This is a genomic window from Sphingobacterium cellulitidis (assembly GCF_043187465.1).
Lineage (GTDB): Bacteria > Bacteroidota > Bacteroidia > Sphingobacteriales > Sphingobacteriaceae > Sphingobacterium > Sphingobacterium cellulitidis.
The window spans coordinates 1,085,719-1,102,918 of the sequence record NZ_CP171136.1; the positions used below are offsets into that span (position 1 = coordinate 1,085,719).

Genomic DNA, 17,200 nt, shown 5'->3' on the forward strand with positions numbered 1-17,200 from the left:
GATTTAATCGATCCTAACATTAACATGATGGTAGCATGCACGCTTTATGAATTGTCCTAATTTATTGCTCTCAATCGCTTTCATATAACCGCAAAAATGTTTATCAAAGAAAATTTAATATCTTATTTGTTAATATTTTAATAACATTTGGTTAATAGTCTAGTAAATCTCTGTAAATATTTTTGCCCCAATAAATTATTGACTTTATGAGAATATCTCTATTACTATTATTCAACTTAATCTGCTGTATCTCCTTTGCTCAAAACACAGTTTTGAAGGGAAAGATTATGGACAGCAATGATCATTTTTCATTACCAGGAGCAACATTAAGAATTGCTGAAGGTAACAAGTTCACCATTTCGGATGCAAATGGAAATTTTGAATTTCTAAACCTACCTGCAGGAACTTATACCCTTTCTGTAGATTATTTAGGCTACCAACATTATGAACAAAAAATCAATACAACCAATCAAGCTATTGAGATTTTACTAGAACCAGCAAGTAAAACGATTGACGAGGTGCAAGTCATTGGAGACATTGCAAAAGGACAGGCTAAAGCCCTGAATCAACAAAAAAACAACAGTAATATCAGTAATATCATTTCATCAGACCAAGTTGGTCGTTTCCCTGACCAAAATATTGGGGATGCCTTGAAACGTGTGCCCGGTATTACGATGCAAAATGACCAAGGTGAAGCCCGTAATATTATCGTTCGTGGTTTATCTCCTGAGTTAAACTCTGTTACATTGAATGGTGACCGGATCCCATCGGCAGAAGGTGACAATAGAAATGTACAGATGGATTTAATTCCGTCGGATATGATTTCTTCCATCGAAGTAAATAAAACCCTTACTCCTGATATGGATGCTGATGCAATCGGTGGTAGTGTCAATTTGATTACGCGTGCTGCCCCTAATAAACAAAGGATTTCTGCAACATTGGCGGGAGGGTATTCCCCAGTTCGTGAAAAAGCTATTTATAACGGATCATTAATCTACGGTAATCGCTTTTTAAATAATAAAATGGGTATTGTATTGAGTGGAACTATGCAAACCAATGATTTTGGCTCGAATAATATAGAGGCAGAATGGAAAGAGGATGCTGGAAAAGTATCCTTGAATAAAATGCAAATCCGTAAATATGATGTAACTCGTGTTCGTCGTAGTGTTTCTGCGGCATTAGATTATGATTTTAATGCTAGAAATAGAATCGCTTTGAATGCTATGTATAACTGGCGCGATGACCGTGAAAACCGTTTCGCAACAAAATACTCTAAATTCAAATTCGATGAAGCATCAAAGACCTATACCGCTCAAGTTGAACGTGAAACTAAAGGTGGTATAGATAATGACCGTAATAAAGGTCGTCGTCTTGAACGTCAAACAGTCTTGAATTTCTCCCTACAAGGGGAACACCTGATCTCTTCATTCTTGGATATGGACTGGTCTGCATCTTATTCTAGAGCTTCTGAATGGAGACCGAATGAAAGATACATTGCTTATGAACAAGCAAAAACTCCTGTATCGGTAGATATATCTGACCCCTATTTACCTTTTGTAAATCCTACAAGTGCTGATTTGAGCAAATTTGAATTTGGTAAAATAACTGAAAACGAAAATAATACCGATGAAGATGAAATCGGTGCTAAATTAAATTTCAGATTACCCCTATCAGTTATTGATGGTCAAAAAGGTAGATTACGCTTCGGTGGTCGTCTTCGCTTAAAAACGAAAGAAAGAAATAATAACTTCTTCGAATATAAACCTTCAAAAGGCTTTGATGATATGTCTGCATTACCATTGGTAAACTGGGCTGCTAAAGGATGGGACCAAGGTGAAAGATATGCTGCAGGTACTTTTGTAGATAAAAACTACTTAGGTGGGTTAAATCTTCATGATAAATCTCAATTTACTGAAAAGTCTGATCCTTCAGAATTCCTTTCCGTAAACTACAATGCGAAAGAACATATCTACGCAGGATATATTCGTTGGGATCAAAATATTACTGAAAATACAGCCTTGATTTTAGGTGGTCGTGTGGAACATACCAGAATTGATTATACTGGTAATAATGTAGTTGATGAAAAAGAACTAGAAGGTCAGATTCGCAATAAAAACAACTATACAAACTTCCTTCCTAGTATTACTTTAAAACACAATTTTACGGATAACTTCGTTCTTCGTGCAGCTGTAACAACAAGCTTGGCAAGACCTAACTATTATGCCTTAGCTCCTTATGTAAATACTAAAATAGAAGATAAAGAGCTTTTAGCCGGAAATCCTAACTTGAAAGCTACCTACGCAACTAACTACGATGTAATGTTGGAGCATTACTTTAGAAATGTGGGTATTATTTCAGGAGGTGCCTTCTATAAAAACTTGAAAAACTTTATCTACATGTACAATGATAGACGTTTTACCTCAGAACGTTTTAAAGAAGCATTCCCAACATTAGATAACCCTATTCAGGCAGGTGAAGATTGGAACTTCTCGCAATTTAGAAACGGTGAAAAAGTAGATGTTTATGGATTTGAGGTTGCCTTCCAAAGACAGTTGGATTTTCTTCCTGGAAAATTTTTACAAGGATTGGCAATCTATACGAATTATACTTTTACCAAATCAAAAGCTAAAGGTATTTCAGGTGAAAAAGGTGTTTTACGTGAAGGATTGGGATTACCTAGAACGGCGCCGCACATGTTAAACGGATCTTTGTCTTGGGAAAATAATAAATTTTCCGCTCGCGTATCCGCGAACTATACAGCTGCTTACTTGGATGAAATCGGAAGTGATGCGTTTTCAGATGCTTACTATGATAAGCAATTCTTCCTTGATGCAAATGCGGCTTATAAAGTAACCAAGTCTATCCGCATTTTTGCTGAAGCCAACAACTTAACGAACCAACCATTACGATACTACCAAGGTGAAGTACAACGCATGCTTCAATTAGAATATTACAAGCCTCGTTATACGCTTGGTGTGAAATATGATTTATAATAGATAATCAAATGAAGAAACAAATTATATTACTAAGTTTTGCGGCAATTGTATTTGCCTCATGTGGAGATAAACTGGCTCCCGTAGCTGAAAATGCTTTGAAACCAACAGTAACAACTGAAGTTGTACCTAATGACACCGATGACCCTGCTATTTGGGTGAATCCAAATGATAGCAGCCAAGTCATCATTATCGGAACTGATAAACATGAAAAAACAGGCGGTTTGTATGCCTACGATATGGATGGTAAGATCATTAATAAGGTTGTTCCATTGGATAGACCCAATAATGTAGATATCGCATACGGATTCAACTTGGCCGGCAAAAAACAAGATATTGCTGTAGTTACTGAGCGTGGTACAGATAAAATCAGAGTTTTTAGTCTTCCTGATTTGAAACCTCTAGATAATGGTGGTATCCCTGTTTTCGAAGGTGAAACGGAAAGATCTCCAATGGGTATTGCGCTGTATACGCAATTGGACTCAACCGGTAATAAAATTTATGCCATCGTAGGTAGAAAGATTGGACCTTCAGGTAAATACCTTCATCAATACGAACTTCAAGATAAAGATGGAGTAATTGTAGGAACTAAGGTTCGTGAGTTTGGAAGTTTCCAAGGAGGAAAAGAAATTGAAGCCATTGCGGTTGACAATGAATTAGGCTATGTGTATTATTCGGATGAAGGATTCGGAATTCATAAATACTATGCTGACCCAAGTAAAGGAAATGAGGAACTAGCGATTTTTGGTCAAAAGGATTTTAAAGGGGACCATGAAGGTATTGCTATTTATAAAACAACAGATAGCACTGGTTATATTGTAGCGTCTAACCAACAAAATAACTCTTTCAATATCTATCCTCGTGAAGGTGATGCTGGAAACCCGAATCAATACACTCGTATTGCCGAAGTGCCCGTATCAGCAATTGAATGTGATGGCGCTGATGCAATCTCAATGCCGATTGGTAGCAAATTCCCGAAAGGAATGTTAGTTGCTATGAGTAACGGAATGGTATTCCATTACTATAATTGGCAAGAATTTCAGGATATTATTGATGCTAAAAATTAGTAATTTTAATAAAGATGGAAGGCCACGATTATCGTGGCCTTCTTTTTTTTTGATCCTTATCTATCTGTTGGCTAATGTTCTTAATCCCTTAAGTCAATATGCTCGTAAAAGCCAGATTAAGTAAGTTTGGATGATCGCTTTCATCAACCTCAACTCCATCAATAGGTCTATTCAATAGTTCATTGTCAGTAATGATTTGATAGCCGGAGAAGTGCTCTTCAATATATTTCGAAATTATTTCCGCTTTCAGGGGGAATTTTTTCTGAAATGATGAAAAATCTATCTCCCAAGTTTTTATATCAAGTATTCGTATCGTGTAAAATGGAATAATCGTGCTGACAAGTATTGAATAATATTTGTCTGGATTTCCTTGGATAAAAAAAGTATAATGAAGGCAAAAATGTCCCGCAGCAAAAGCGAAAATATATATTTCTGAATCCAACAATTTACCTAGTTCCTGTTTGGTGTTAATGAGGTTTGCAGACTCTTGTTCATATTGTTCTTTTAGGACCTTTCTGTTATTTTGAAATTCTTTACTACTTAAATAGTCGGGACTCATAAAAGGAATGCCAAACGGATAATATTTTTTTAATTCGCTTAAAATCTCTCCATAGTTCATTGGTCACAATCTTAATAAATTCTTGATTTCGCAAAATGCAATTTGCAATTACAGTATGCGTGATTTCATGATTGTATCAACCGTTTCTCCCAGCTAATTGACAATTCAGTTGAATTTAATAAATAATCTTTAAAATTAATGTTCGATTTTTTATGGGTTTTTGGATGAGGCTTGTTTAAAATATCAATTCAACATGAATTTTAATCTTACATTAATAATAAATATATGCTGTATATTGTATATATAAAGTATATTTATTACAATTAAAATAATGACTATGAGAAAGAATATCGACCTTGAAGATAGTGTTCTAACGAAAGTTAAAATTCTATCAGCTTTTGAAGGTATAAGTGTAAAGCATCTATTAGAAAAAGCAGTTTCCTTTTATGTGGAATATAAAGAAAATGAGCGTTTTAAGATGTTGACAGAGGAAGAAAAAGAAGATTTAGGCTTATTATTACTAATGCAACAATCAGATAGAAATGATACTGCGACTCGTGAGGAGGTAATGGATATTTTAGACTAATGGAAATAATTTTTTTGCGCTCATTTGTTAATGATATTAAAAAAATCAATGACAAATCTATTAGGTCAAAAATTAAAGAATTTATCATTCAGGTAGAAAAAGCTAAGACTTTAACTGAAATTCCTGATGTTGTTAAAATGAAAGGATTCTCCACTGCATATCGATTTCGCATTGGCGAATATCGTTTAGGTTTTTTTAAATATGAAAATACTATTGAATTAGCTCGATTTGTCAAAAGAAACGATATTTATAAGGTATTTCCATAATCCTAAATATTTCTTGTTAAAAATTAGAGTCAAGTTAATAGATAATACTTTTTTTTGACCTTTTCGATTCTCCTTTATTACATGATTTAATTTCACATTAGAACGAAAAGGCCAAAAAACATTTCTTCCCTTATTTGGTTCTCACGCACCTTATATTTGCTGCTCTTCTATCATTAAATTCACTTATGCCCATATATAAGTTGATATCCAGAGCACCCCCTCGGTATCTTGTGACGATAAATTGGGAGGTATCATTCGTTCTGAAATAACCTACATCTCCATAAACTATTGGAAAGGGTGGGAGGTTGGAGTCTCCGCTTTGATAATGGAAATCTACCAATGCCCGATCTTTATTTCGGTATCCTGCTGCAACAAAACTTAAATGCCTATTTGGATAGCGAGGCTGTCCCTCAGTACCAGCATTTTCAAAATGCATATACCACCCAGCATTCCCTGGTTGAGAGAATCTTCGTCTATCGCCATAATAATTAGAACTTACCAATTCTGTAGCTTCGGGCACAGTAGGGAGCCGCCAGGTTTTTTCCGGATAGACTAATTGGCAAGGATCCCAATTACTAGGATTGCCTTGTGGTTGTTGGGGTGGTCTAGTGTCAAAGTAATCCCGCTCCAAAAAATTGTTCATCCCTCCGTTGATGTTTTTTATCAAATGATTGTTATACTGAATCCTATATTGGTTACGGTCCACATTAGGATTATAAGTCAAATTCCCCCGTGCCCATTTTGCTCCAGCAAACTGTATTGGTGATTCTCTTAATCTCATTTTTATCTTGTATTGTTTTCCAGCAGCGATATTTAATGCAGGGTAAAATAGAGGGGTGACCGATTCTATAGTGTTGAATTGACGGTCAGCAGGAATTTCTGTGGTTGGATTATCTGGATTTATCATTTGGCTCGTTAAAGTAATATACCTGATAACCGCAACAAAATTCATAGGGCTGCTAGATGGGACTGTTAGAAATTGTTTATACTTCACCCAACCTGTCGGAATGGTATCAGAAATTACGTTATCCCAATTTGTCAGTCTAAAATCAGGAGGTACACTAGTGGAGGTAAAAGACCCATTTATCACATGAAATATACCATCTCTTAAACCTCGAGTTTGCGAAGTGATAAAATCCATCACCAATTCCTTAATGTTGGCGAATGCCCCGCGTGCGTCAATTTCGTATCGAATTGCACTTACCATCCTTTTAAATGTTATGTTGATGCGGTTTTCAGCATTACCATCATCCGATGTACGAATCAACCCGCTCGCGTACAATAGGTCAGTGCCGGCGGTCGTAGAAGTTGCTTTAATGGCTAGAGTGGGATTTGCCGGGTCAAATGTAGGAATCTCCGTGGAATTGTTGAATGAATAGGCAATCCATCGATACTGTTTATTGCGATAAACCGGAAGCGAAAGGTTACTTGCAGCATTGGATTCACCTTGAGCCTCAAAATCAGTGGTATTGCCTTGTGCATCAGTGTTAAATAATAATACCCGAAACCTGGTGTTGTTAGCTAAACGAGTCGTCGTCACTGCTTTCGTTGGAACTCGTTTCGCCTTTTCTTCTATAAAAAGATCATATTCCAACCCATCAATAGCACCTGCATTCATTTGATAATAATTAAACGTAGTATCGCTATTGGAATGACTTCCTTTGGTAATAATATCCTCGGAATCGGAATTTTCATCCAAGCCAGTAATGCCAAAAATTAATCCCTTATCGGAAGCTAAATCTTCTATAGGTCGCTTACAGTTGCTGAATAATGTCATGCAAATGAAGCCTATCAGGAAAGAAAGGTTGTATCTAGTTGTCATAATTTTAAATATTTTTTTTGCCAGATCTTTAAAAATCTATGTTGTGAGTAAAATCACTCTCGTCCTCCCAATTTTCCACCTCTGGTCGCTGATCTCCAGGTCCCGCTGTTCGAATGTTGCTAGAGGTTATTAGGATATCAAATTCTAAATTAATCCTATGCAGAGTTACCTTGGGAGCCATATATGGTCTTCGGAAAGAAGTTGAATTGGGACCGTTCAATCGCTGAATTTCCCATTCTAAATTATTGTGTTTGGCCTTCATATATTAATTGGTTTATTGATCTATTTTAATGATTGTTAATCTGCAATCAACCCCCTGTATTTACTTAATACAGTGATTTTTAACTAACGGTATCAAAATTAGGTAATAAATGTAACCCTTGAAATAAATTATATAATAATAACACAAACTTCAAGTTAAATTCCTGATTAACCTGATGGAATCAGCGAAAAAAATCTTTAAAAATTAATTTGATTAATTTATTGTTAAAATATTGCTTTAAATAGGGAAGATGAGTGTAACAAGAATGTTGTAAAATTGGCCGGCTGTATTTGATATTGAGAGGTTTATTAAAAAAATCCTTGCCGTGGCAGGAAAAATTAATAGCTAGTGAGGCGTATTAACCATAAAAAGGAGCCGAAAACTTAAGTTTTCGGCTCCTTTTTATGGTTATTATAGAGGTGTTAAATTGAATTTTCTTTTTATTAATTCAGTTTTGATATCTATACTCCGGAGGCTAATTTCATTAAGAGTGCAGTTAGCCAACCGGCATATGTACCGATAGCATAACTAAAGACTGATAAGATCACTCCAACCGAAATAAGAGATGGATGAAAAGCAGCGGACATGACCGAGGCTGATGCTACTCCACCAACATTGGCCATACTACCAACGGATAGATAGAAAAATGGAACCTTAAATATCTTCGCAACAATTATTAGGAGCAAGGCATGGAAACTAATCCATAAAAATCCCACGATAAATAAACCAGGATTGCCTAGTATGGCCATAATATCCATCTGCATTCCTATGGTCGTAATCAGTACGTAAAGTAATACCGTTCCAATTTTGGAGGCTCCAGCGAATTCCAATTTTTTGGCAGGTGTAAAGGATAAGGCAATCCCAAAAACAGTAGCGAAAAATACCAACCAAAAAAAGGTGTTCGTTAAGGAGAATTTCTCAGTCTCTGGATAATGTGTTGCCATAAAGTTGGCAACTGGTTCAGAAAGTAAGGTCGCTAAACCAGTTCCTCCAAAGGCCAAAGCAATCATAATCATATAATCCTTGGTTTCTGGAATCTTGCTGTTGACTTTCACGCGTTCATCCATTTTCGCTTTCAGATGCTCCACATCTTGGGAGTCTGCCTTGAAAAATTTATCAACGATTTTATATTTACTTGCTCCGTACAATAAAATAGCCATCCAGATATAAGCAACAAAGACATCCACGGCAATGATGGAAGAAAAAAGTGCCGGTGATGGCTGCAAAATTTCTTTTAAAGCGACCTGATTAGCACTTCCCCCAATCCATGACCCTGCTAAAGCTCCTAGCCCTCGCCAAACTTCATCAGGACCTGTTCCTCCAACAACTTCAGGGGCAACCAGTGATGTTAGGTAAACCGCCAAGGGTCCGCCTAAGAGAATCCCGATCGTACCTGTAATAAACATTAATCCTGCACGTTTGCGTAATGCCCACATTTCCTTGAGGTCAAGATTGATCACAAAAAGTATCAAACATGCCGGTAAGAAGTATCGACTCCCAATTGTAGTCAGGGGAGAATTCGCCCCATCAATGATATTGAATGAATTTAATAAACCCGGCAGAAAATAGCAGAGCAATAATGGTGGAATTACATTGTAAAAACCTTTTACATATTTATTAGATAAACTGGAGGTATAGAATACTAAGCCTAAGATTGTCATTAATAGGCCAAAAACAACAGTTGTGTTTTGTATCAATGCTGTGGCTTCTGTCTCGGTTATTTGCATAAAATTGTAATAATTGTTATTTTGCTGTGAAAATAGCTATTTTTTCAGTTATTTATTGAAATAATCATATTATCAACAGTATTAAATCAATCTGAATCCTTCAAAAATAAATCGAATGGACCGAAGAAATTTTATTAAAAATAGTGGTATTGTCCTTGGTGCCACTTCATTAGACCTATCAAATACAAACCTAAACTTCAAGAAAAAAATAAAAGTCGGATTAGTAGGTTGTGGTGGACGTGGAACAGGTGCGGCATTTCAAGCATTAACTGCAGATCCGGATGTGGAAATCGTAGCCTTAGCTGATATTTTTTCCCCACAATTGGAAACTGCCCTCGCTTCCTTGCAAGAAGCGCATAAGGACCGCGTGAATGTACCGGAAAAAAAGAAATTTATTGGTTTTGATGCCTATAAAAAACTGATGGCAACCGATGTTGATGTCGTATTATTGGCTACACCTCCTTGCTTTAGACCGGATCATTTGGCTGAAGCCGTGAAAAAAGGAAAGCATATTTTCTGTGAAAAACCAATGGCTGTCGATATTCCAGGCGTACATAAAGTGCGTGAAGCCGTAAAGTTAGCAAAAGATAAAAAGTTAAATATTGTTTCAGGCTATTGCTTTAGATATTCAACTCCTAACCGCGAATTGGCAAAACTAATCCATTCCGGAACTATCGGGGATATTTACTCCATCAGTACTTTTAGACTGGGTGGGGAATTAACTGAAAAACCTAAACAAGCGGATTGGACTGATCTTAAATATCAATTATATAATTGGTTCTACTACCAACGCTATTCTGGCGATATTATCGTAGAACAAACCGTTCATAGCATCGATTTTATGAACTGGATTTTAAACCGTGGCTTGCCGAAAACGGTATCCGGAACAGGTGGTAGACAAAGTCGCCCTTGGGATAAATACGGAAATGTATTCGATCACTTCGCAATTGAATTTGACTATGGCGATGGAATGAAAGGTTTCCACTTTGGTAGACAACAAAACGGTACGCAACCAAGAAATTCCGTGGAAGCATTAGGAACGAAAGGTAACTTCAATGTGAGCTTATTGAGTTCATACCAAATCAATGGAGCAAACCCATGGAAGTTTGAAGGAAAAATGAATAATATGTACCAAACCCAACATGATGAACTTTTTGCCGCAGTGAAGAATAAGCAAGTCATCAATGACGGTGATTTCATGGCTGATTCTACCTTAATGGCAATCTGGGCTCGTGAAGCTGCATATTCAGGAAGCATTATCTCCTTGGATGAAATCGAAAACTCAACCAAAACCTATGGTCCGAGTGCCGATGAGTATAATTGGGAAATGGCAATTGATACAGCTAGAATCCCTAGACCGGGTTTAGCGAATTCATAATTGAAGAAAGGAATTTTGGAAAAAATAAAAATTTTAGTGGTTGGCTGTGGTAATATGGGAGCTTCTCATGCCAAAGCCTATCACGATATGGAAGCGTTTGAAATTGTGGGTTTAGTTTCCCGTGGTGATTCCAAACTGAAATTAAATGAAAAATTAGGGGCTGATTACCCTTTGTATGAAGATTACGAACAAGCATTGGAGCAAAGTAAGCCTGATGCCGTATGCATATCTACGTATCCTGATACACATGAAGATTATGCCATCAAGGCTTTCCAAGCTAATGCGCATGTTTTTATTGAAAAACCATTGGCTGATACCGTCATTGGTGCTCAAAAAGTAGTCGATGCCGCAAATGCAGCTGGTAAGAAGTTAGTGGTGGGCTATATCCTAAGACATCACCCTTCTTGGATCAAATTTATTGAGATTGGCAAGACGATGGGCTACCCCTTGGTTATGCGGATGAATTTAAATCAACAGAGCCAGGGTTATATGTGGGATGTACATCGTAACTTGATGAAAAGTTTAAGCCCAATCGTTGATTGTGGCGTGCATTATATTGATGTCATGTGCCAAATGACCAATGCCAATCCTGTTTCTGTAAGTGCTATTGGAGCTCGATTGACCGATGATATTCCTCAGGATAATTATAATTACGGTCAGTTGCAGATTCGCTTTGATGATGGTAGTGTTGGTTGGTATGAAGCGGGCTGGGGTCCAATGATTAGTGATACGGCATTCTTTATCAAGGATGTCATCGGACCGAAAGGCTGTGTTTCTATTGTGGCTAAAGAAGCTGGAAAAGCAGGGAATTCAGACTCCGTGGAGTCTCACACTAAAACAGAATCCTTAAAAGTTCATTATGCCGATATCAACGCGAAAAATGAATTTGTAAAAACTGATGAGTGGATCGATTTGACCGATGAGCCTGATCATCAGGAATTGTGTAATCGGGAGCAGAGCTTTTTCCTAAAAGCTATTCAAGAGGATCTGAACCTGGATAAATCCATGCAAGATGCCATCAATAGTTTACAGATTGCCATTGCTTGTGATGAGTCAGTAAAAACTGGAGGGATAGTAAAATTATAATATGCGAAAATATCTAATATTGTTAGCAGCTACGGTTTTTAGTCTGTCGCTATTTGCACAGTCTAAGAAACCGAATATTGTATTAATCCTTGCAGATGACCTTGGTTATGGTGACCTAAGCATCTATGGGCAAGAAAAATTTAGTACGCCCAATATCGATGCCTTAGCTAAAAAGGGGATGTTGTTTACAGATTTTTATGCGGGAGCTCCGGTATGTGCGCCTTCAAGATCAGCTTTGATGACTGGTAAACATACAGGTCATACATATATCCGTGGGAATAAGGAGATTGTCCCAGAAGGACAGGAACCTTTGGCTCAGGATATTGAGACCTTTGCCATGTCCTTACAAAAAGCAGGCTATTTGACTGCTGCTTTTGGTAAATGGGGATTAGGAATGGTTGGAACCACAGGTGATCCTTTGCGAAAAGGATTTGATGAATTCTATGGGTACAACTGTCAACGTCAATCGCATCGGTATTATCCTACACATCTCTGGGAAAATGAACAACGCATAGACCTGAAAGGGAATGAGGATCTGATGAAAACGACCACTTATGCGCCTGATCTTATTCATAAAAAGTCTTTGACCTTTATTCATAATAATCGGGATGCTGCTCTTTTTATATTTATTCCAACGGTATTGCCACATGCGGAATTGATCGTTCCAGAGGATGAAATCTTTGCGAAGTTTGATGGTAAATTTGAGGAAAAACCATATCAAGGTAGCCCTTATGGTCCTAATGCAGGTCCAGGATATACCACACAAGCCAAGCCACGAGCAACCTTCGCTGCCATGGTAACTCGCATGGATGAGCAAGTTGGTGAAGTGGTATCAGCCTTGGAGGAAGAAGGGATTCTAGATAATACCATCATCATTATTACCAGTGATAATGGTTCACACCGAGAAGGTGGAGCTGATCCTGATTTCTTTAATAGCTCAGGACCCTTCCGTGGAAATAAAAGAGATGTCTACGAAGGAGGTGTCCGTACGCCATTTATTGTACACTGGCCAGCAAAAGTAAAAGCGAATTCAACCTCAGACCATATCGGTGCTTTCTGGGATATCGCTCCAACCTTGTTGGAGATAGCTCATGCTAAACCTTTAAAGAAAACCGATGGAATTAGTTTCCTGCCTACACTTCTTGGTAAAAAAGGACAAAAGGAGCATGACTATTTATATTGGGAGTTTCACGAGCAAGGCGGAAAGCAAGGCCTCAGAATAGGGGATTATAAAGCAATCCGTTTGAATGCCAAAGGGAATCCGAATGCTGAAATAGCCATTTATCATCTTCCTACGGATATTGCGGAGCAAAATAATATTGCAGATAAACATCCGGAATTAGTAGAAAAAGCAAAAAAAATTATGGCTGAAGCCAGAACGGAAAGTGAGATTTTCCCCTTTCAATAAAATTATTAGAACATAAAAAAGCGGGATACCTGATCAGGTATCCCGCTTTTTTATATCATCCAATCCATTAAGGAATATTTAAGTATTTATGAGTTTGTAAGGATATTTCCCATCTTGGATTATCTTTTACGTAGTCAATAATCAATGGTGTCATTTCAGCTGCTTTTGACCATTCTGGCTGTAAATAGAGTTTACAGTTCGCATTTACAAACTTAGCATGATCTTCAGCCCATTGGAAATCGCTTTTATTGAAAACAATAACTTTCAATTCACCAGCAGCACTCAAGACATCTTCTCTAGGACCTTTGAATTTTTTAGGAGACAAACAGATCCAATCCCAATATCCTGTCAAAGGATAGGCACCAGAAGTTTCCAAAAAGATCTTGATTCCAGCTTCCTTTAATTTTTGGGTCAGGTAAGTTAAATTATATAATAAAGGCTCACCTCCCGTAATTACCACGGTTTTAGCAGGATGTTGCAAGGCATGTTCAACAATCACATCTGCTGAAGTCAAAGGATGTAATTCAGCATCCCAGCTTTCCTTAACATCACACCAATGGCAACCTACATCACATCCCCCTAATCGAATAAAATATGCTGCTTTTCCGGTGTGGTATCCTTCCCCCTGTATCGTGTAGAATTCTTCCATTAAAGGAAGAAATGTGCCGTCCTCTGGAACTTGATTTGACATGTCTCTGAATTTGAGTTGCAAAATTAGCAAAAAATCAAGATAAATGGAATTGTGATTGCAAGCACTTGACAGAATCATGAGAAAAGGCTCGGGTAAAAACCGGCTTTCATATTCGTTTTTAGTACGCTCGAAATCTTGCTAAAAATCCTAGTTTTATCGGACCTTCTCCGGACCTTCTTCGGACCTTTGGCGGATCTTGGTCGAAAAAATTCGAACAAGGTCCGGAGGAGTTGAGGCCAATGTTCGACACAAATCAGATAGTAGGATGAAATTGACTTGAATATTTCCTTTTTTAGGATTTAATTAATCTGCTAGGTTAATTTTTGCTTGCTGTTGATTTCAAGAAAAGGATGAAAATCAATTGTGAAATCACTGTAAATAAACTTTTTTGCAGGAAACTTCATTTCGAATTGATTGAAAATTTCCGTATTTTTGTCTTGCATTTATTCAGGTGACCTTTATCAAGCAATATAATTGTACATATTGGAAGGGTCATAATTTTATACAAACAATAAATCATGTTGTAAATGATTAATATTACACTACCTGACGGTTCAGTACGTCAGTATGAAAAGGGTACAACTGCTATGCAGGTTGCCCAATCAATTTCCGAAGGATTAGCTAGAAATGTATTAGCGGCAGAGGTGAATGCTGAGGTTTGGGATTCTTCAAAACCTATTGAGGAAGACTCTTCGGTTAAATTGTTAACCTGGAATGATGAAAAAGGTAAGTCTACTTTTTGGCATTCATCCGCTCACTTATTAGCAGAAGCATTAGAAGCGCTTTATCCAGGTGTTAAGTTTGGGATTGGTCCAGCGATCGAAACTGGTTTCTATTATGATGTAGATTTCGGTGACCGTGAGTTCTCCTCAGATGATTTTAAACAAATTGAGGACAAGATGTTGGAATTGGCAAAGCAAAAGGAAGTTTTTGAACGTAAAGCGGTTTCAAAAGCAGATGCGTTAGCTTATTTCGAGGATAAAGGGGATGAATACAAGCTGGATTTGATCAAGGATCTAGAGGATGGAAAGATTACTTTTTATTCTCAGGGTAACTTTACAGACCTGTGTCGTGGACCACATATCCCGAATACAGGATTTATCAAAGCTATTAAATTGACCAATGTGGCAGGTGCTTATTGGCGTGGTGATGAATCACGTAAGCAACTGACTCGTATTTATGGTGTTACTTTTCCAAAGGCTTCAGAATTGACTGAATACTTGAAGTTTATTGAAGAAGCAAAGAAACGTGACCACCGTAAATTGGGTAAGGAATTGGAGTTATTTGCCTTCTCTGAAAAAGTAGGGATGGGATTACCATTGTGGTTACCAAAAGGTACTGCCTTGAGACAAAAACTTCAGGACTTTTTACAAAAAGCGCAGATCAAAGCAGGATATGAGCCTGTTATAACTCCGCATATTGGTCATAAACAACTTTATATTACTTCTGGCCATTACGAAAAGTATGGTGCGGATTCGTTTCAAGCGATCAAGACTCCGGTTGATGGTGAAGAGTTCTTATTAAAACCAATGAACTGTCCACATCACTGTGAGATTTACAAGACTAAACCTCGCTCTTACAAGGAGTTACCGGTTCGTTTTGCAGAGTTTGGAACTGTTTATCGTTATGAGCAATCTGGTGAATTACATGGATTAACTCGTGTTAGAGGGTTTACTCAAGATGATGCGCACTTATTCTGTCGTCCTGATCAGGTGAAAGAAGAGTTCAAGAAAGTAATTGATTTAGTTCTTTATGTATTTGGTGCATTAGGGTTTAATGAGTTTATTGCTCAGATATCCTTACGTGACCCGGATAACAAAACTAAATATATCGGTTCTGATGAGAACTGGGCATTAGCTGAGGCAGCGATTATTGAATCCACTGCTGAAAAGGGATTGCCTACCGTTGTGGAATATGGTGAGGCGGCGTTTTATGGTCCTAAGTTAGACTTCATGGTGAAGGATGCTTTAGGAAGGAAATGGCAACTAGGGACAATCCAGGTTGACTACAATCTTCCGGAGCGTTTTGAGTTGGAGTACACCGGTAGTGACAATATGAAACATCGTCCAGTCATGATTCACCGGGCACCTTTTGGTTCCTTGGAGCGTTTTGTTGCAGTATTGATCGAGCATTGTGGGGGTCAGTTTCCGTTATGGCTTGCTCCTGAGCAGTTTATCATCCTGCCAGTGTCAGAAAAATATGAAGAATATGCTCAAAAACTTTTGGAATCGCTAAATAATTCCGATATTCGCGGTCTGATTGACTTGCGTGACGAGAAAGTTGGGCGTAAGATCCGTGATGCAGAGGTGAAGAAAATGCCTTACATGTTGATTGTAGGGGAGAAGGAGATGGAAAGCGGCACAATCTCAGTTCGTAAACATGGTGGGGTTGATTTAGGTTCAATCACAGCAGAGGAATTTAAAGATTTATTAATAAAAGAAATAACTGTTTAATTAAAGAAACATTTGGCAAAAAGTAACAATTTCGGCCCTAGAGGCCCGATTAGGAAAAAAGAACCCGAACATCGTATCAATGAACATATCCGTGTTCCAGAAGTGCGGTTGGTTGGTGACAATGTAGAACAAGGGGTGTATCCAACAAGACAAGCCTTGGCACTAGCTGATGAGCTTGAGTTGGATTTGGTTGAAATTTCTCCTAATGCTACGCCACCTGTTTGTAAGATTATTGATTACAGTAAATTCGTTTACGAACAAAAGAAAAAGCAAAAGGAAATCAAAGCGAATGCGAAGCAAACGGTCATTAAAGAGATTCGTTTCGGACCGAATACCAGCGAGCATGACTTCGAATTTAAGTTGAAACACGCGATGCGTTTCTTGGAGAGTGGGGAGAAAGTTCGTGCCTACGTACATTTTAAAGGTCGTGCAATCGTGTTTAAGGAACAAGGTGAAATCTTGTTGTTACGTTTTGCGCAAGCCCTTGAGGATTATGGTAAGGTAGAATTGTTGCCGAAGTTAGAAGGAAAACGTATGTTCCTGACTTTGGCGCCAAAAGCTAGCCCCAAAAAATAAGGAGTATCTAACAGATTGAAATAAATTATATAAGTATTATGCCAAAAGTTAAAACCAATTCCAGCGCGAAAAAACGCTTTAAATTGACTGGAACAGGTAAAATAGCAAGAAAAAACGCTTTCAAAAGCCACATCTTGACTAAGAAAACGACTAAACAAAAACGTAACTTAACTACTACTAGTTATGTTAATGACGCTGATATGGGCAACGTTAAACGTATGCTTGCTATCGGTAAATAAGTTTAGAAAAACATTTTATAACAATATTTTTTTAACCGGGTATTGGGTCGTAAGATTGCTGAAAAACGTAACACCTTTTACCAAATT

General features: G+C 37.6%; 15 protein-coding genes. 10 read left to right on the top strand and 5 right to left on the bottom strand.

The window, feature by feature from the left end; genetic code table 11:
* Positions 1–206: 206 nt before the first annotated feature.
* Both ACF3OC_RS04700 and ACF3OC_RS04705 read left to right on the top strand, forming a co-directional pair.
* Positions 207–2,993, top strand: a complete 2,787-nt coding sequence (locus ACF3OC_RS04700) for a TonB-dependent receptor (RefSeq protein WP_094280860.1) — start codon at positions 207–209, stop codon at positions 2,991–2,993.
* Positions 2,994–3,004: 11 nt separating this feature from the next.
* Complete coding sequence (locus ACF3OC_RS04705) at positions 3,005–4,060, top strand: phytase (RefSeq protein ID WP_094280861.1); 1,056 nt, start codon at positions 3,005–3,007, stop codon at positions 4,058–4,060.
* A gap of 88 nt (positions 4,061–4,148) precedes the next feature.
* Here the strand turns inward: ACF3OC_RS04705 and ACF3OC_RS04710 are convergent, their stop codons facing one another.
* A complete protein-coding gene (locus ACF3OC_RS04710) occupies positions 4,149–4,679 on the bottom strand; it encodes a hypothetical protein (RefSeq protein ID WP_094280862.1) in 531 nt (176 codons plus the stop codon).
* 271 nt (positions 4,680–4,950) lie between these two features.
* Here ACF3OC_RS04710 and ACF3OC_RS04715 point away from each other — a divergent pair, with 271 nt between their 5' ends.
* Positions 4,951–5,205, top strand: a complete 255-nt coding sequence (locus ACF3OC_RS04715) for a hypothetical protein (RefSeq protein ID WP_392471008.1) — start codon at positions 4,951–4,953, stop codon at positions 5,203–5,205.
* Entirely contained in the window at positions 5,205–5,471 is a 267-nt protein-coding gene (locus tag ACF3OC_RS04720; protein ID WP_094280864.1) for a type II toxin-antitoxin system RelE/ParE family toxin, read from the top strand. The genes ACF3OC_RS04715 and ACF3OC_RS04720 overlap by 1 nt, the downstream gene beginning before the upstream one ends.
* A gap of 130 nt (positions 5,472–5,601) precedes the next feature.
* Here the strand turns inward: ACF3OC_RS04720 and ACF3OC_RS04725 are convergent, their stop codons facing one another.
* From ACF3OC_RS04725 to ACF3OC_RS04735, 3 genes are all read right to left on the bottom strand, one after another.
* Positions 5,602–7,293, bottom strand: a complete 1,692-nt coding sequence (locus ACF3OC_RS04725; RefSeq protein ID WP_144043706.1) for a fimbrillin family protein — start codon at positions 7,291–7,293, stop codon at positions 5,602–5,604.
* Positions 7,294–7,321: 28 nt separating this feature from the next.
* A complete protein-coding gene (locus ACF3OC_RS04730; RefSeq protein WP_094280866.1) occupies positions 7,322–7,555 on the bottom strand; it encodes a hypothetical protein in 234 nt (77 codons plus the stop codon).
* A 461-nt stretch (positions 7,556–8,016) separates the two neighbouring features.
* Positions 8,017–9,282 (bottom strand): DUF819 domain-containing protein, encoded by a 1,266-nt coding sequence (locus ACF3OC_RS04735; RefSeq protein ID WP_094280867.1) that lies wholly within the window; start codon positions 9,280–9,282, stop codon positions 8,017–8,019.
* Between the two features lie 115 nt (positions 9,283–9,397).
* On the opposite strand from ACF3OC_RS04735, the gene ACF3OC_RS04740 reads away from it, so the two are divergent.
* The 3 genes from ACF3OC_RS04740 to ACF3OC_RS04750 are packed head-to-tail and all read left to right on the top strand — an operon-like array spanning position 9,398 to position 13,154.
* Positions 9,398–10,660 (top strand): Gfo/Idh/MocA family protein, encoded by a 1,263-nt coding sequence (locus tag ACF3OC_RS04740; RefSeq protein WP_179221471.1) that lies wholly within the window; start codon positions 9,398–9,400, stop codon positions 10,658–10,660.
* A gap of 15 nt (positions 10,661–10,675) precedes the next feature.
* Positions 10,676–11,746: a Gfo/Idh/MocA family protein gene (locus ACF3OC_RS04745; protein ID WP_094255710.1), complete on the top strand. Its 1,071-nt coding sequence runs from the start codon at positions 10,676–10,678 to the stop codon at positions 11,744–11,746.
* A gap of 1 nt (position 11,747) precedes the next feature.
* A complete protein-coding gene (locus ACF3OC_RS04750) occupies positions 11,748–13,154 on the top strand; it encodes an arylsulfatase (protein ID WP_094280869.1) in 1,407 nt (468 codons plus the stop codon).
* A gap of 67 nt (positions 13,155–13,221) precedes the next feature.
* Here the strand turns inward: ACF3OC_RS04750 and ACF3OC_RS04755 are convergent, their stop codons facing one another.
* Positions 13,222–13,845: a 7-carboxy-7-deazaguanine synthase QueE gene (locus tag ACF3OC_RS04755; protein WP_094280870.1), complete on the bottom strand. Its 624-nt coding sequence runs from the start codon at positions 13,843–13,845 to the stop codon at positions 13,222–13,224.
* Positions 13,846–14,372: 527 nt separating this feature from the next.
* Between ACF3OC_RS04755 and thrS the strand changes: the two genes are divergently transcribed.
* The 3 genes from thrS to rpmI are packed head-to-tail and all read left to right on the top strand — an operon-like array spanning position 14,373 to position 17,113.
* Entirely contained in the window at positions 14,373–16,298 is a 1,926-nt protein-coding gene (gene thrS / locus ACF3OC_RS04760; protein ID WP_094280871.1) for a threonine--tRNA ligase, read from the top strand.
* 12 nt (positions 16,299–16,310) lie between these two features.
* Positions 16,311–16,874 (top strand): translation initiation factor IF-3, encoded by a 564-nt coding sequence (gene infC / locus ACF3OC_RS04765; protein ID WP_220476805.1) that lies wholly within the window; start codon positions 16,311–16,313, stop codon positions 16,872–16,874.
* 38 nt (positions 16,875–16,912) lie between these two features.
* Positions 16,913–17,113 (top strand): 50S ribosomal protein L35, encoded by a 201-nt coding sequence (gene rpmI, locus ACF3OC_RS04770; protein ID WP_094255093.1) that lies wholly within the window; start codon positions 16,913–16,915, stop codon positions 17,111–17,113.
* Positions 17,114–17,200 lie beyond the last annotated feature (87 nt).

Coding starts and splice junctions, on each gene's coding strand:
- ACF3OC_RS04710 (WP_094280862.1), bottom strand. CDS start 4,679: ATGAACTATGGAGAGATTTTAAGCGAATTAAAAAAATATTATCCGTTT.
- ACF3OC_RS04700 (WP_094280860.1), top strand. CDS start 207: ATGAGAATATCTCTATTACTATTATTCAACTTAATCTGCTGTATCTCC.
- ACF3OC_RS04715 (WP_392471008.1), top strand. CDS start 4,951: ATGACTATGAGAAAGAATATCGACCTTGAAGATAGTGTTCTAACGAAA.
- rpmI (WP_094255093.1), top strand. CDS start 16,913: ATGCCAAAAGTTAAAACCAATTCCAGCGCGAAAAAACGCTTTAAATTG.
- ACF3OC_RS04725 (WP_144043706.1), bottom strand. CDS start 7,293: ATGACAACTAGATACAACCTTTCTTTCCTGATAGGCTTCATTTGCATG.
- ACF3OC_RS04730 (WP_094280866.1), bottom strand. CDS start 7,555: ATGAAGGCCAAACACAATAATTTAGAATGGGAAATTCAGCGATTGAAC.
- ACF3OC_RS04740 (WP_179221471.1), top strand. CDS start 9,398: ATGGACCGAAGAAATTTTATTAAAAATAGTGGTATTGTCCTTGGTGCC.
- ACF3OC_RS04720 (WP_094280864.1), top strand. CDS start 5,205: ATGGAAATAATTTTTTTGCGCTCATTTGTTAATGATATTAAAAAAATC.
- ACF3OC_RS04750 (WP_094280869.1), top strand. CDS start 11,748: ATGCGAAAATATCTAATATTGTTAGCAGCTACGGTTTTTAGTCTGTCG.
- thrS (WP_094280871.1), top strand. CDS start 14,373: ATGATTAATATTACACTACCTGACGGTTCAGTACGTCAGTATGAAAAG.
- ACF3OC_RS04735 (WP_094280867.1), bottom strand. CDS start 9,282: ATGCAAATAACCGAGACAGAAGCCACAGCATTGATACAAAACACAACT.
- ACF3OC_RS04755 (WP_094280870.1), bottom strand. CDS start 13,845: ATGTCAAATCAAGTTCCAGAGGACGGCACATTTCTTCCTTTAATGGAA.
- ACF3OC_RS04705 (WP_094280861.1), top strand. CDS start 3,005: ATGAAGAAACAAATTATATTACTAAGTTTTGCGGCAATTGTATTTGCC.